The organism is Ruminococcus sp., from assembly GCF_016283395.1.
The window spans coordinates 75,398-88,586 of the sequence record NZ_JAEEMU010000034.1 but is presented as its reverse complement, the minus strand read 5'-3'; the positions used below and the strand labels follow the sequence as shown (position 1 = coordinate 88,586).

Annotated in this window: 11 protein-coding genes; 3 read left to right on the top strand and 8 right to left on the bottom strand. The window is 43.7% G+C overall.

All coding sequences use genetic code 11. The features are described from left to right. Window positions 1-76 precede the first annotated feature (76 nt). Both QZZ41_RS03650 and QZZ41_RS03645 read left to right on the top strand, forming a co-directional pair. Complete coding sequence (locus tag QZZ41_RS03650) at window positions 77-1,990, top strand: GGDEF domain-containing protein (protein WP_295068321.1); 1,914 nt, start codon at window positions 77-79, stop codon at window positions 1,988-1,990. 361 nt (window positions 1,991-2,351) lie between these two features. Continuing rightward, window positions 2,352-3,971, top strand: coding sequence for a carbohydrate binding domain-containing protein (locus tag QZZ41_RS03645; protein ID WP_295068319.1), 1,620 nt, complete (start codon window positions 2,352-2,354; stop codon window positions 3,969-3,971). Between the two features lie 54 nt (window positions 3,972-4,025). Here QZZ41_RS03645 and QZZ41_RS03640 read toward each other — a convergent pair whose 3' ends face one another. Next, window positions 4,026-4,358: an antibiotic biosynthesis monooxygenase gene (locus QZZ41_RS03640; protein WP_295068317.1), complete on the bottom strand. Its 333-nt coding sequence runs from the start codon at window positions 4,356-4,358 to the stop codon at window positions 4,026-4,028. A 122-nt stretch (window positions 4,359-4,480) separates the two neighbouring features. On the opposite strand from QZZ41_RS03640, the gene QZZ41_RS03635 reads away from it, so the two are divergent. Then, window positions 4,481-5,080: a helix-turn-helix domain-containing protein gene (locus QZZ41_RS03635; RefSeq protein WP_295068314.1), complete on the top strand. Its 600-nt coding sequence runs from the start codon at window positions 4,481-4,483 to the stop codon at window positions 5,078-5,080. A 5-nt stretch (window positions 5,081-5,085) separates the two neighbouring features. Here the strand turns inward: QZZ41_RS03635 and QZZ41_RS03630 are convergent, their stop codons facing one another. The 7 genes from QZZ41_RS03630 to QZZ41_RS03600 all read right to left on the bottom strand — a co-directional run bounded on the left by QZZ41_RS03630 (window position 5,086) and on the right by QZZ41_RS03600 (window position 13,133). Continuing rightward, window positions 5,086-5,538 (bottom strand): DUF3592 domain-containing protein, encoded by a 453-nt coding sequence (locus tag QZZ41_RS03630; RefSeq protein ID WP_295068311.1) that lies wholly within the window; start codon window positions 5,536-5,538, stop codon window positions 5,086-5,088. Window positions 5,539-5,687: 149 nt separating this feature from the next. After that, a complete protein-coding gene (locus QZZ41_RS03625) occupies window positions 5,688-6,377 on the bottom strand; it encodes an L-ribulose-5-phosphate 4-epimerase (protein WP_295068308.1) in 690 nt (229 codons plus the stop codon). Next, window positions 6,367-7,800 carry an L-arabinose isomerase gene (gene araA / locus QZZ41_RS03620; protein ID WP_295068305.1) on the bottom strand — a complete coding sequence of 478 codons (1,434 nt, stop codon included), beginning with the start codon at window positions 7,798-7,800 and terminating at the stop codon, window positions 6,367-6,369. The genes QZZ41_RS03625 and araA overlap by 11 nt, the downstream gene beginning before the upstream one ends. 16 nt (window positions 7,801-7,816) lie before the next feature. Further along, window positions 7,817-9,406: a xylulokinase gene (locus tag QZZ41_RS03615; protein ID WP_295068302.1), complete on the bottom strand. Its 1,590-nt coding sequence runs from the start codon at window positions 9,404-9,406 to the stop codon at window positions 7,817-7,819. Beyond that, window positions 9,403-10,479, bottom strand: a complete 1,077-nt coding sequence (locus QZZ41_RS03610; RefSeq protein ID WP_367267439.1) for an ABC transporter permease — start codon at window positions 10,477-10,479, stop codon at window positions 9,403-9,405. Before QZZ41_RS03610 ends, QZZ41_RS03615 begins: the two co-directional genes overlap by 4 nt. 45 nt (window positions 10,480-10,524) lie before the next feature. Then, window positions 10,525-11,622: an ABC transporter permease gene (locus tag QZZ41_RS03605; protein WP_295068297.1), complete on the bottom strand. Its 1,098-nt coding sequence runs from the start codon at window positions 11,620-11,622 to the stop codon at window positions 10,525-10,527. Next, complete coding sequence (locus QZZ41_RS03600) at window positions 11,619-13,133, bottom strand: sugar ABC transporter ATP-binding protein (RefSeq protein ID WP_295068294.1); 1,515 nt, start codon at window positions 13,131-13,133, stop codon at window positions 11,619-11,621. The genes QZZ41_RS03605 and QZZ41_RS03600 overlap by 4 nt, the downstream gene beginning before the upstream one ends. Window positions 13,134-13,189: the final 56 nt, after the last annotated feature.

The following is a 13,189-nucleotide window of genomic DNA, read 5'->3' as shown; positions in this document are numbered from 1 at the left end:
TAATCACCGACCAAACCGTAATTTTCGGCAAAGTCACTATCATATGCAAGATCTCTCATCGGAGGTGAAAAAACCAATGATCAATTCCCTGAAAACAATAGCATTTTTCGGATGCGCTCTTACAAGCAGATACAGAAGCGGTCTCTGCAAATGCTTCAATAATGCGGCAAAAAAGATCAATGCCAATATTGTATATTTCAATTCTCTCGGAAAAATAGGAGAAAAAACCCTTGAATTCTCTGAGGGAGAATATGACCTCATAGACTATATCGACCTTGAACAGTTCGACGGCATAATCTACGACGGCGAAGGCTATAACGTAGAAGGTGCGGAGGAAAAGATCATCAAAAAGCTTCGTACCGCAAAATGCCCTGTAATATCCATAAGTACTTACGTTGACGGATTCTATAATATAGAATTTGAAGATGCATCAGGTATGCGCAGACTTGTTGAACATTTCATAGATGTTCACAAACATACAAAAATAGGTTTCATGACAGGCTATCTGTCACACCCCGATGCACAGTTGAGACTGAAAGTGTTCAGGGAGGTAATGAAAGAAAGAGGGCTGCCCGAGAACGGTGTAGGTATCTTTGAGGGCGATTTCTGGTTCCACAAGGGCGAGGAAGCCGCAGATTTCTTCCTGTCGCGCCCTGAGCGTCCGCAGTCTATAATATGTTCAAACGACTATATGGCAATATCATTGTCAACTGCACTTAAACACAGAGGAATAAGGATACCCGAAGATATCTCTGTCTCAGGCTATGATGGATCAATTGAGGGTAAGCAGTTCGTTCCGCATATCACTACCGCAACACGCGAAAGAGAGGATATTGCTGAAAAAACAATGTCTATATTAGCGCAGCTTATGGACAACGGCACGTTCAGCGGCGACAATATCGTTTCCCCGAGAATAATCCCCTCTCAGTCATGCGGCTGTGAAAAAATAATATATAAGGAAGAGATTCATACCATTGATGAGATCAACAATAGTATCCGTTATTTCGATAACTGCGTAAACGACGCACAGGCTGCCATACTCAAGCTAAATAAGGTGGAAAAGCTGAATGATCTCGAACATTCTTTCAAAGAATGTGCAACAAACTTCGGTGATTACACCGCTTTCTTCCTGTTCACTCAGACCGATACAAAGGGCAGGCTTTCATGTACCAGCGAATACTCCGTTCCGTCAGATAAATTCGTACCACTGATATGGATAGACAAGGAAAATGAGTATTTAAAAACAGATCAGCCTATGAGAAGTGCCAATATGATACCGCAGGTAAACTCTGATGTACCGCATTTCTATTATATAATGTGTATTTACTGCTCTGAAAGAATGTTCGGATATACCCTTATCGAAATGGAAGATGACGATATCTTCACCGATTTCTATAATATCTTCCTGCTCAACCTTTCGGTCACTATTGAACGTCTATGGAAAAATGACAATATCAATAAGCTTTACGAAAAGCAAAAGGGACTCTACGAAAAACAGAAACAGATCAGTATACATGATGCGCTCACAGGAATGTTCAACCGCCGTGGATTCAATGATGCTTCTGAGTATGCTGTTAATAACCTCGAAAAGAAAAGCATCGTCTGCACAATGGTACTTGATATGGACGGCCTTAAACATATCAACGATATTTATGGCCATAACGAAGGAGATGCCGCTATCAAGGCAGCAGCAGATATAATTACTCAGTGCTGTACTTCAAATGAAATAGCAGGCCGTGCAGGCGGCGACGAATTCTACATCTACGCTTCTGATTATTCACAGGAAAAGCTGGATAAGTTCAATTTCGATCTGACGCGTCTGTGCAATGAGTATAATATGAGTCAGGGTAAACCTTACAAACTCGAACTCAGTCACGGTGCATACCTCATCGAGGCTGATAAAAATACCCGCATTGAAGACCTTCTCAAAATAAGTGATGCAAGAATGTACAAGCATAAGATGTCAAAGCCGGGAAGGCAAAAAAGATAATTAGTAAAATCATACCCCCGAAGCACCATAAAAATGGCTCTTCGGGGGTGTTTTTTGTATTTTCATTACTTTTGTACAAACAGAAGCCACCTTGTTTATATATTTTGCTGATTTAACAGTTATTTAATAATATCAAATAATTGCAATAATATAACAAAATGTAAAAAACCGTTCTTTTTCTACAAAAATCATCATTTTTTGAGTTGACAGTAGACAAAAAACATGATAATAATAAATATATATATTGTTTTTTTGGCATAACTGCATACCCTTACCGTTAATTCCCTCTACGGATAAAAATATCGTCATGATAAATATATGCAGTAATGTCTTAATTAATTTTTTCTTAGGAGGATTGGAAATGAAAAAGAAAATCTTATCAATCGTGTCAGCCGCGGTGCTAACCCTCTCCTGTACCGCAGTTGCACCTGTCTGGGCAGCGGAAAGTGATTACCTGCTGCACAGCACATTCGAGGAAGGAAGCGATCAGTGGAGCGGACGAGGTGCTGCATCTGTAAAAACAGTAACAGATAAATCCCGTTCGGGTGAGGCTTCATTGTACGCAAGCGGCAGAACCGCTTCATGGAACGGTGCTACAGTTAGTCTTGGTTCAAACTTTAAAGCAGGACAGGATTATGCTTTCAGTGCTTATGTAATGACGGAAGATACTTCATCTCCCGTTACGTTCTATCTCACATTGCAGTACAGTGACGGAAGTACTACAAGCTATCCCAAAATAGCCGAAGTAACAGCTGAAAAAGGTCAGTGGGCACACCTTGAGAAAAGCAGCTTCACTATCCCGTCGGGTGCTAAGGATATGCAGCTCTATGTAGAAACTGATGAAAGCACTTGCAGCTTCTACGTTGATGAAGTCGTAGGCGCAAGTGTAGGCACTGAGATCAGCGAACCTCCTGCTGCCGTACAGATGAGCAAGGGCGATATCAACTATGACGGATCTATCGACTCACTTGATATAGTCGCTGCAAGAAAGTGCCTTATCAATGAGACAAAGGACAAGAAGACTCTTAAAGCTGCCGATGCTGACAGCAACGGCGTTTTTGAAATAAACGATGCACTGCTCATTATGCAGTTCGTTGCAGGCAAGATAAAGGAATTCCCTGTTGTTGAGCCTGTTGTGGTTCCCGGACAGCGCAAGTACACTATGGAAGAGCTTACAGAGATAGTTCAGAAGTCTCTTGTAAACAACGAGCCTAACGATTCTCATATGGAAAAGAGCGGCGTTAAGTACGGAACTATCAAGAGAGAAACTTACTTCTCCAAGAAGGCTAACAAGAACAAGCCTTACAATATCCTGCTCCCTGCTAATTACGATGAGAGCAAGCAGTACCCTGTACTCTACCTCCTCCACGGCTTCTTCGAGAACGAGAACCGTATGATAACAACAGGAAACGGTACGATGTATACACGCCAGATCATCGGCAACGCTATCGCATCAGGCGAAGCTAAGGACATGATCGTTGTTGTTCCTTTCGTATTCACAAGTGCTACTATGAACGATGCTACAGGCTTTGCTGATGCAGGTTCAAATGAGGGCTACGACAACTTCGTTGACGATATCGTAGACAGCCTCATGCCGCATATCGAGTCCAAGTACAGCGTTGCTACAGGCAGAGAGAATACTGCTGTTACAGGCTTCTCAATGGGCGGACGTGAGTCACTCCAGATCGGTATGAAGCACGGCGACAAGTTCGGTTACGTTGGTGCTATATGTCCTGCTCCCGGTGCATCAGGCTCATGGAAGTGGAACAGCGAGTCAGAGACTCCTTACCTTGTAATGATAACAGGCGGTACACAGGACGACGTTGTTGGTCTTAATACTCCTGAGGGCTACCACAACAACTTCACAAGAAACAATGTTCCTCACGTATGGCACGTTGTTCAGAACGGTCACCACGGTGATGACTCTATCCACTCACACATCTATTCATTCGTAAGAGGTATTTTCCAGGCTACTACATGATCTAACTAATAATAAAAAGATCTCCCTGTGTTTCGCAGGGAGATCTTTCTTATATTATTCTCTTATAAACGTCTTGTCCGTGTTCGGGACTCCGCTTTCATCGGAAATGTAGCGTTCTACCTTCATGTGCAGGTCATATTTCTCACGAAGCGAACTTATCGTTTTCATCATGGGCGATGCATGGTGCAGGTCTATTGACTCCTGATCTTTCCAGCTGTCGATAAGGAGCACCGTCTCCTCATCATTCATTGGGAAGAAGTATTCGTATCTAAGATTTCCCTGCTCTCCGCGGATAAGGTCAGCTGTTCCGCTTGATTGCATTTCTTCGGCGAATTTACACGCACTGCCGTTTTTGCCGCTGTAGTAGATGTTTACTGTGATACTCATATCAGTGAGCCTCCTTTTATTATATATTCTCCGCAAACTCTACGGAGCGTGGATTGACGAAATATCAGCTATGGAGTATAATTAAAGCATGAACAAAAATAAATTTTCAAGAGGTGATAAATATGGATCAGGTTAAAACAGGCGAGCTTATAAGACGTTTCAGAACAGAAATGGGACTCACTCAGAAGCAGCTGGCAGAACGTATAAATGTAAGCGATAAGGCTGTATCAAAATGGGAGCGCGGCAACGGCTGTCCCGATGTGTCATTACTATCTGCACTGGCTGAAGTTTTCGGGACTGATGTTCAGGTGCTTCTGTCAGGTGAGATAGATAAAAACGAAAGTGAGAAAGGTAATATGAAAAAGATAAAGTTTTATGTGTGCAGCAAGTGCGGCAATATCATTACATCTACATCTGAAGCGGCAGTCACCTGCTGCGGCAATAAACTAACTCCTGCCGAGCCGCGAAAAGCTGAGGAAAACGAAATGCTCAAGGTCGAGGACATTGGCGGTGAATGGTATGTTTCTTCCGACCATGAGATGACCAAGGAGCACTATATAACATTCGCGGCTTATGTGTCGGACAGCAGTATAATGATGTTCAAGCAGTACCCCGAATGGAATTTGCAGTTCAATCTGCCAATGTACAGAACAGGCAGGCTCATGTGGTACTGTACCAAGTGCGGACTTTTATATCAGGATATCAGACCAAAAAGAAAATAACAACATTATTCCCGTCTCCTGAATATATAAACGAGACCGTAGATGCCTATAGTGCCAAAAACTGCTGCGCCAATAATAACAAGAACAAACAAGACGTAGTTGATATTATCTGTGGGCATATAGACTACATCGTGAGAATGAGAGTCTATCATTACGGAAAAGCGGTCACCGCGTTTATACTTTGCAGGCTTTGAACCTACATCGCTTGTATATCTATACGTTTTTCCTTTGTATTCATATTCAATAACAGGAGCATATGTGATGTGCTTTTTAAGTCCCTTTGTTTTATAGGTTACCATATCCACAACTACAGCTTTGACCTCAGTATCGCACCTTGACTTTGTCTGTACCCTTGATATCAGCAGGTAGAAACCTAAAGTCATAAAAACTACGCCTATTAGCAAAAAAAGTACACTCCCAAAGAGATCATCTTTTATTTCCTTTGGTAATTTTTTCATTGCTCACTCCCCCGTAAAAGTTATTATAGACATTATACATCATTAACCAAAGAATTTCAAGCAAACAAAAAAGTCTCTGAAAACAGAGACTTTTTTGCTTTTTTATTGGAGGGGTTCATCTCATTTTTGAGAATGACTAAGCTGATTTATTATTTTTTCTGCCCGTAATAAGCATTCGCACCGTGCTTGCGGAAGAAATGCTTATCAAGCAGACGCTGCGGCATATTCGGAGTATCGGAACGAAGTGTCTTTGTTATCCACGCCATTGCAGAAAGCTCTTCAAGAACTACTGCATTGTGGACAGCTTCCATGCAGTCCTTGCCCCATGCGAATGGTCCGTGATTTGCCACAAGTACAGCGGGTATCTTGTCGTATGACTTGCAGCACTCAACAATGACCTTACCTGTTTCAAGCTCGTAGTCTCCGTTTACTTCTGCATCGGTCATCTTCCTTGTACAAGGTATCTCGCCGTAGAAATAATCGCCGTGTGTAGTTCCGAGAGGAGGGATACCCAGACAAGCCTGTGCAAAAGAAGTTGCATATCGGCTGTGGGTATGTACTACTCCGCATACGCCGTCAAATTTTCTGTATATCTCCAGATGTGTAGGAGTGTCACTTGACGGTGATAATTCCCCTTCGACTTTCTCACCGTCAAGTGTAAGTATAACTATATCATCTGCTGTCATCGCGTCATATTCGACACCGCTGGGCTTTATGGCAACAAGTCCGCTCTCACGGTCATACTCGCTGACATTGCCCCATGTGAATGTAACAAGTCCGTACTTCGGAAGAAGCAGATTGGCTTTAAGGACACGTTCTTTTAGCTCCTTAACGTCCATATATCACATCTCCGATCATAATATCACGTTCAAGCTTTTCCTTTGTGGTATCCTTGTTGATTACCACAAGCTCTATTCCCATGATACGAGCAAAATCACGTACAGTTTCATCTGTAATATCGTATGACAGAACTGTATGATGTGCTCCTCCAGCGATTATCCAGCATTCAAGACCTTCAAGGAATGAAGGTGCAGGCTTCCACATAGTTCTTGCTACAGGAAGATTAGGCATTGACTGGAATGGCTTTTCGCACTCAACGTCCTGTGAGATAAGTCTGAATCTGCCGCCAATGTCGATAAGTGACAGTGCCTTTGCAGAACCTGCCCTGCCCTCGAATACTATTCTTGCAGGTGCTTCCTTGCCGCCGATACCGAGCTTGTGTACCTCGATGCGAGGCTTGTCTGCTGCGATAGACGGGCATACCTCGAGCATATGCGAACCCAGTATGAGCTCATGCTTATAGTCGTATGTATAGTCTTCCATGAAAGAGGTATTTCCCTCAGGATACATTGCCTTTACGATTGCTGTCATACCTGCTGTTTTCCAGTCACCCTCTGCTCCGAAGCCGTAGCCCTTGTGCATAAGGTGCTGTGTTGCAAGTCCTGGAAGCTGACGCATACCGTGAAGATCCTCAAAGGTATTTGAGAATGCCTTTGCACCCTCGCGTACAAGTATCTTTTCGATAGCTATCTCCTCACGAGCCTGATATCTGATAGTTTCTTCATCAGCCTTATCATAGTCGTAAAGCTCTGCGTATTCTTTCATAAGTGCATCGATCTCTGCATCTGTTACAGCGTTCATTATCTCAACAAGATCGCCAACAGCAAAGGTATTTACCTGCCAGCCAAGCTTGAGCTGTGCTTCGATCTTGTCGCCCTCAGTAACTGCAACTTCGCGCATATTATCGCCGAAACGTACTATTTTAAGGCTCTTGCTGAACAGTGCTCCCACTGCTGCGCGCTGCCATTCTGCTATTTTTCCCTGAACTTTCTTGTCCTTCCAGTGTCCTGCAACAACTGCTCTCGGCATACGCAGACGAGCTCCGATAAAGCCATGCTCTCTGTCGCCGTGTGCGGACTGGTGAAGATTCATATAGTCCATATCTATACCCTCATTTGGGATAGTCTCATTGAACTGTGTGTGGAAATGCAGCCACGGCTTCTGTAAAAGTGCAAGTCCGTTTATCCACATCTTTGAGGGAGAAAAAGTATGACAGAATGTGATTATTCCTGCACACTCATCGTCATAATTTGCTTCCTTGATTATACGCTCTATCTCCGACTCTTTCTTAACTGTCATTTTGTATTCAACAGGAAAAGGAAGATCAAGTCCGTCAACTATCTTCTTTGAGTCCTCTTCAACCTGTCTGAGAGTCTCTTCGCCATACAAAAACTGTGAGCCGGTTACAAACCAAAATTTCATTCTATACCTATCCTTTCTATTTTTCGGGAACAGCCGCTTTTACTGCTGCAAGTCCCGAAAGGTAATTTCTCATATATTTATTGATCCCGTCCATGTCATCTGACTGTGGAGAAACTGTATTTCCTTTCATATCGGCAAATACTCTGTTATTAAGGTAGTCCTCGAGAGTTTCGCCGCTTCCTCTGCAAACCATATAATCCGCAAGAAGTGCTATTCCCCATGCTCCGCCTTCACCAGCGGTCTGCATAAGTGTAACGTCTGCACCGAGAGCAGCCGAAAGGAAATTCTGACTTGGCACGGGAGTCTTGAAGAAACCACCATGTGCATATATCTTTTCGAGCTTTACGTGCTCCTGCTCTGTGAGTATGTCCATGCCAGCTTTGAGTGAAGCAATGCATGAATACACAAGACTGCGCACAAGATTTCTTATGTTAAACGCTGACTCGGGATCACGCATCATAAGAAGCTTGCCGTCCTTTACTCCTGTTACGGGCTCGCCTGCAAAATAGTTATATGAAACTATGCCGCTGCAATCTGTTTCGCCCTCGGCTGCAAGGCTGTAAAGCAGGTCGTAAAGCTTGCCTTTGGGCATATCACAGCCTGTTTCTTTAAGAAGCTCGCCGAAAATGCCGAACCATGCATCAAGGTCAGATGTACAGCTGTTGCAGTGTACCATTGCTACAGGAGCACCGCAGGGGGTAGTAACGATGTCTATCTCACGATGAACAGAAGCGAGGTTCTCTTCAAGAACTATCATGGAGAATATTGACGTTCCTGCCGAAACATTGCCAGTTTTCGGTGTTATGCTGTTAGTGGCAGCCATTCCTGTCTGTGCATCGCCCTCAGGCGGACAGAACGGAGCTCCTGCTTTGAAAGTTCCTGTGGGATCAAGGAGCTTTGCTCCTGCTTCTGTAAGTTTTCCTGCACATTCGCCTACGCGGACTATACGAGGCAGGATATCTTCAAGCTTTGCGGTAAGCTCTGTACCCTTTGCAAGGTCGTTGAACTTTGCCGCCATTTCAGCATCATAATCGCAGGTGTCCTGAGCTATGGGGAATATTCCCGAAGCATCGCCCGTTCCTATCACCTTTTCACCTGTAAGGAGATAGTGGACATAGCCTGCAAGTGTGGTCATAAATGATATCTTTCCCACATGAGGCTCTTTGTTGAGCATAGCCTGATAAAGATGTGCTATGCTCCAACGCTGCGGGATATTGAAGCTGAATGCTTCCGTCAGCTTGTCTGCCGCTTCCTCTGTCATTGTGTTGCGCCATGTTCTGAACGGTACAAGCTGTTCATCTTTTTCATCGAATACGAGATAGCCGTGCATCATTGCCGATATGCCGATTGCAGCAGCTTTCTCCAGCTTTGTTCCGTATTTTTCTTCAACGTTTTTCATCAGGTCGGCAAAGCATTCACGAAGTCCTTTTCTGACATTATCAAGAGAGTATGTCCATACTCCGTCAAGCAGTTCGTTCTGCCAGTCATAAACACCAACTGCCAGAGGAGCACGTTCATCATCTATAAGTACTGCCTTGATACGTGTCGAACCGAATTCGATTCCTATTACAGCTTTACCGTCTTTTATTATCTCTGCACTGCTCATTTCTTTACTCCTTTTGTTTCCATGGACTTTGCTGCTGAGAGATTAGTCTTTTTGCGCTTTGCTATAATGATACTCTGGACTACAAGGAATATACAAAGCATAGATGCATTTGTTATTCCTGTCCACCAAGCATCATCAAGTCCTACAGATGATACTATATTCTGGATAAGAGCAAGTGAAAGTACGCCGAAAAGTGTTCCTATAATATTTCCGACGCCGCCCGTAAGCATAGTTCCGCCGATGATAGAAGAAGCTATAGCATTCATCTCAGCTCCCGTTGCATGAGACGGAGATCCCGAACCTACGTGCATAAAATATACAAAACCGCCAATTCCACCTAAAATTCCGCACATAAGGTATGCAAGGAATGTGGTTCTCTTTACATTTATTCCAAGCATAAGTGCGCTTTGTTTATTTCCGCCTACTGCATAGAAGTTTCTTCCTGTCTTTGTCCATTTAAGGAAGAGGAAAAGTGCAGCGACGATAACGAGTGCTACTATGACACCGATCTCTATATATGCATCTATGTAGACACCACGTTTATTTACCCAACCCATTTTGGGGATTATTATTCTTGTTTCTTTAAGCTTTACAAACGCCTCGTTCTGAACATTGAACTGATCTGCGTTTACAATGGTAGTCATACCTCTTGCAAAGAACATACCCGCCAGAGTTACTATAAACGGCTGGATATCAAGATAAGCTACAAGGAATCCCTGTATAAGTCCGAATGCAAGTCCGATACCAAGTGATATCATCATTGCCCCGAATACGCTTCCGCTGTGTTTGTCAAGAAATACGGCTGAGCTCATGCTCACAAGTGCGGTCATACCACCTACCGATATGTCGATACCGCCTGTTATCATTACCAGCGTCATACCGCAGGCAAGTATGATAAGTGCAGCGTTTGCATTTAGCATATTGAAAAATGTCTGTGCTTTGAGGAAGCCCTCACCAAGTCCGAATATCGCATAAAGATACATAAGTATGAAAACGATTATCGTTATGGACATGAGCAGATTAGTGTCTGTTATTCCTCTGAGCAGATGTCGGCGTGGTTTGCCGACAGTCATGTCTTTTTGCGGCATATATTATTCCTCCGTTCTGCCCTGTGTTTTTCAGCTCTTGCTCTCTGCATTCACAGGTGAACGCAGGCTCTTGCAGAAAGCTGCTATCTTTTCACGTACTATCGGTGCGCTCAGTATAACAAGAAGTATTACTACTACTGCCTTGTATGCAGGAAGAGCGTCTGACTGTACATTGAACTTATAAAGCGTTGTTGTGAGGAACTGTATAACATATGCTCCGAGTATTGAAGATGATATGCTGAATTTTCCGCCGCTGAGCGAGTTGCCGCCCAGTGCGACTGCCAAAATAGCGTCCATTTCAATATCTTTTGCAACTACTGAATAGTTGATAGTCGAAACACGGCTTACCTTGATAAATGCTGCAACTGCCACGCATAATCCAAGTATAACGTAGGTTATGAACTTGATGAATGCAGGATTGAGACCGTTCAGACGAGATGTCTTTTCATTGATACCTACAGCCTGTGCGTACAGTCCCAGAGTAGTGAATTTCAGGACAAGCCATATAACAATAAAGCAGGCTATTGCAATAAATACCGGTGTGGGTATCGGTATTCCTGGAATATATCCCCCGAAATAGGCAAATGTCTTATCATTAACTACCGGAAGCTTGTTATGGTTTATCCATGCTGCTATGGAACGTCCTGCTGTGAAGAGAATAAGTGTTGCGACCATTGGCTGTATCTTGAATATGGATACAAGTGCTCCGTTGAATGCACCAAAAGCCATTGCAACAAGGCAGCTTATAAGAAATGCAACTATTATAGGAGCTTGAAGCGTAGCAGCCTGTGCATCTGGTCCGCAGAGAATTCTGAGCACAACGCTTCCGCTTATTGCCATAGCAGCTCCCACACTGATATCCTGTCCGCGTGAGGCAGCTGTTACAAGTGTCATACCTATTGCAAGTATGGCAAGCTCCGAGCCGTAGTCGATTATGGAAATGATATTTCCTGAAAGTACAGGATCTCCTGCACTGTTATGTCCAAGAGTTATCTTGAAGAATGAAGGATCCATTATAAGATTGAATATTGCAAGTAAGAGCAGGGCAGCTATAGGTATAAATATCTGCTTTTTTACGATACTTGCCAAGAAAGAGCTTTTTTCAGCACTTTTCGGTCTTGCTGTCATTCCTGCTCACCTCCTGCGATAGTATTCATTATTGTTGTCTGTGTAAGCTCATCGCCTGTAAGCTCGCCTACAAGCTTACGGTCGCGCATTACAAGCAGTCTTGAACAGGTACGGAGCATTTCATCAGTCTCAGATGAGATGAAGGTTATGCTCATACCTTCAGAAGCAAGTTTAAGTACAAGCTTCTGTATATCTATCTTTGTGCCGACATCGATGCCGCGGGTCGGTTCATCAAGGATAAGATATTCGGGGTGTGTCAGCAGCCAGCGTCCAAGTATTACCTTCTGCTGATTTCCGCCTGAAAGCGACTTTATAGGAGTATTCACCGATGCTGTTTTTATATCGAGGAGCTTGATATACTCATCGGCAAATTTAGTTGCCTCAGCTTTTGTAAATGGCTTGAAGAAGCCTTTCTTCACCTGCAATGCAAGTATGATATTGTCACGGACGGAAAGGTCGCCTACTATTCCGTCACGCTTACGGTCCTCGGGAAGATAAGCAATGCCGTTCTTCATAGCGTCAATAGGCTTGTTTATCTTTACTTCCTTGCCGTTTACCTTTACTTTTCCCCCTGTTACCTTATCCGCTCCGAAGATAGCTCTTACACACTCGCTTCGTCCCGAGCCGAGAAGTCCCGTAAAGCCGTTGACTTCGCCCTTGCGGATATTGAAATTGAATGGTTTTATGCCTTCCGAACTGCATAAGCCCTCAGCTTCATAAACGTAACCTTTGCCCTTCTCTTCAAAAACAGGTATATCGTTTTTGATGTCTGCCATATCATCGAGCTCTTTGCCGAGCATCTTTGATACGAGCTGTACACGGGGAAGATTTTCTATCTCATATTCACCTACAAGCTGTCCGTCACGAAGAACAGTTATCCTGTCGCACACTTCGTATACCTGATCGAGGAAGTGTGTTACGAATATTATACCTACTCCGCGCTCTTTAAGCTGTCTCATAAGCACAAACAGCTTTGCAACTTCCGATTCATCAAGAGATGAAGTTGGTTCGTCGAGGATAAGCACACTGCATTCCATATCAACTGCTCTTGCTATTGCGACCATCTGCTGTACAGCTATGGAACAGCTTGCCAGCTGCTGTGTGGGCTTGACTGCTATACCAAGCGAGTCAAGAAGCTTTCCTGCATGACGGTTCATATTTCTCCAGTTAACAAGTCCGCGCTTTCCTCTGCCAAGAAAGATATTCTCTGCCACTGAGAGGTTGGGGCAAAGAGATATCTCCTGATATACCGTACTTATGCCCATATTCTGAGCATCCTGCGGAGAATGTATCTGGACAGCTCCGTTCTGTCCTTTTATATAAATATCTCCGCTGTCCTTTATATGTACACCTGTGAGCACCTTTATAAGAGTTGATTTGCCTGCGCCGTTCTCGCCCATAAGTGCATGGATCTCGCCCTCACGAAGCGTAAAATCTACGTTTCTGAGTGCCTTGACTCCCGGAAAGGATTTATATATACCGCGCATTTCCAGCAATGATCTTTCCTGCATTGCTTTTCCTCCTAAGTGAGTTTCAGCCTTTTCCGCACCTATTATACGGAAAAAAT

Excerpts from the sequence above, each read along its gene's own strand:
- QZZ41_RS03625 (WP_295068308.1), bottom strand. The coding sequence starts at position 6,377 with ATGGACGTTAAGGAGCTAAAAGAACGTGTCCTTAAAGCCAATCTGCTT.
- QZZ41_RS03650 (WP_295068321.1), top strand. The coding sequence starts at position 77 with ATGATCAATTCCCTGAAAACAATAGCATTTTTCGGATGCGCTCTTACA.
- QZZ41_RS03610 (WP_367267439.1), bottom strand. The coding sequence starts at position 10,479 with ATGACTGTCGGCAAACCACGCCGACATCTGCTCAGAGGAATAACAGAC.
- QZZ41_RS03605 (WP_295068297.1), bottom strand. The coding sequence starts at position 11,622 with ATGACAGCAAGACCGAAAAGTGCTGAAAAAAGCTCTTTCTTGGCAAGT.
- QZZ41_RS03615 (WP_295068302.1), bottom strand. The coding sequence starts at position 9,406 with ATGAGCAGTGCAGAGATAATAAAAGACGGTAAAGCTGTAATAGGAATC.
- QZZ41_RS03630 (WP_295068311.1), bottom strand. The coding sequence starts at position 5,538 with ATGAAAAAATTACCAAAGGAAATAAAAGATGATCTCTTTGGGAGTGTA.
- QZZ41_RS03645 (WP_295068319.1), top strand. The coding sequence starts at position 2,352 with ATGAAAAAGAAAATCTTATCAATCGTGTCAGCCGCGGTGCTAACCCTC.
- araA (WP_295068305.1), bottom strand. The coding sequence starts at position 7,800 with ATGAAATTTTGGTTTGTAACCGGCTCACAGTTTTTGTATGGCGAAGAG.
- QZZ41_RS03640 (WP_295068317.1), bottom strand. The coding sequence starts at position 4,358 with ATGAGTATCACAGTAAACATCTACTACAGCGGCAAAAACGGCAGTGCG.
- QZZ41_RS03600 (WP_295068294.1), bottom strand. The coding sequence starts at position 13,133 with ATGCAGGAAAGATCATTGCTGGAAATGCGCGGTATATATAAATCCTTT.
- QZZ41_RS03635 (WP_295068314.1), top strand. The coding sequence starts at position 4,481 with ATGGATCAGGTTAAAACAGGCGAGCTTATAAGACGTTTCAGAACAGAA.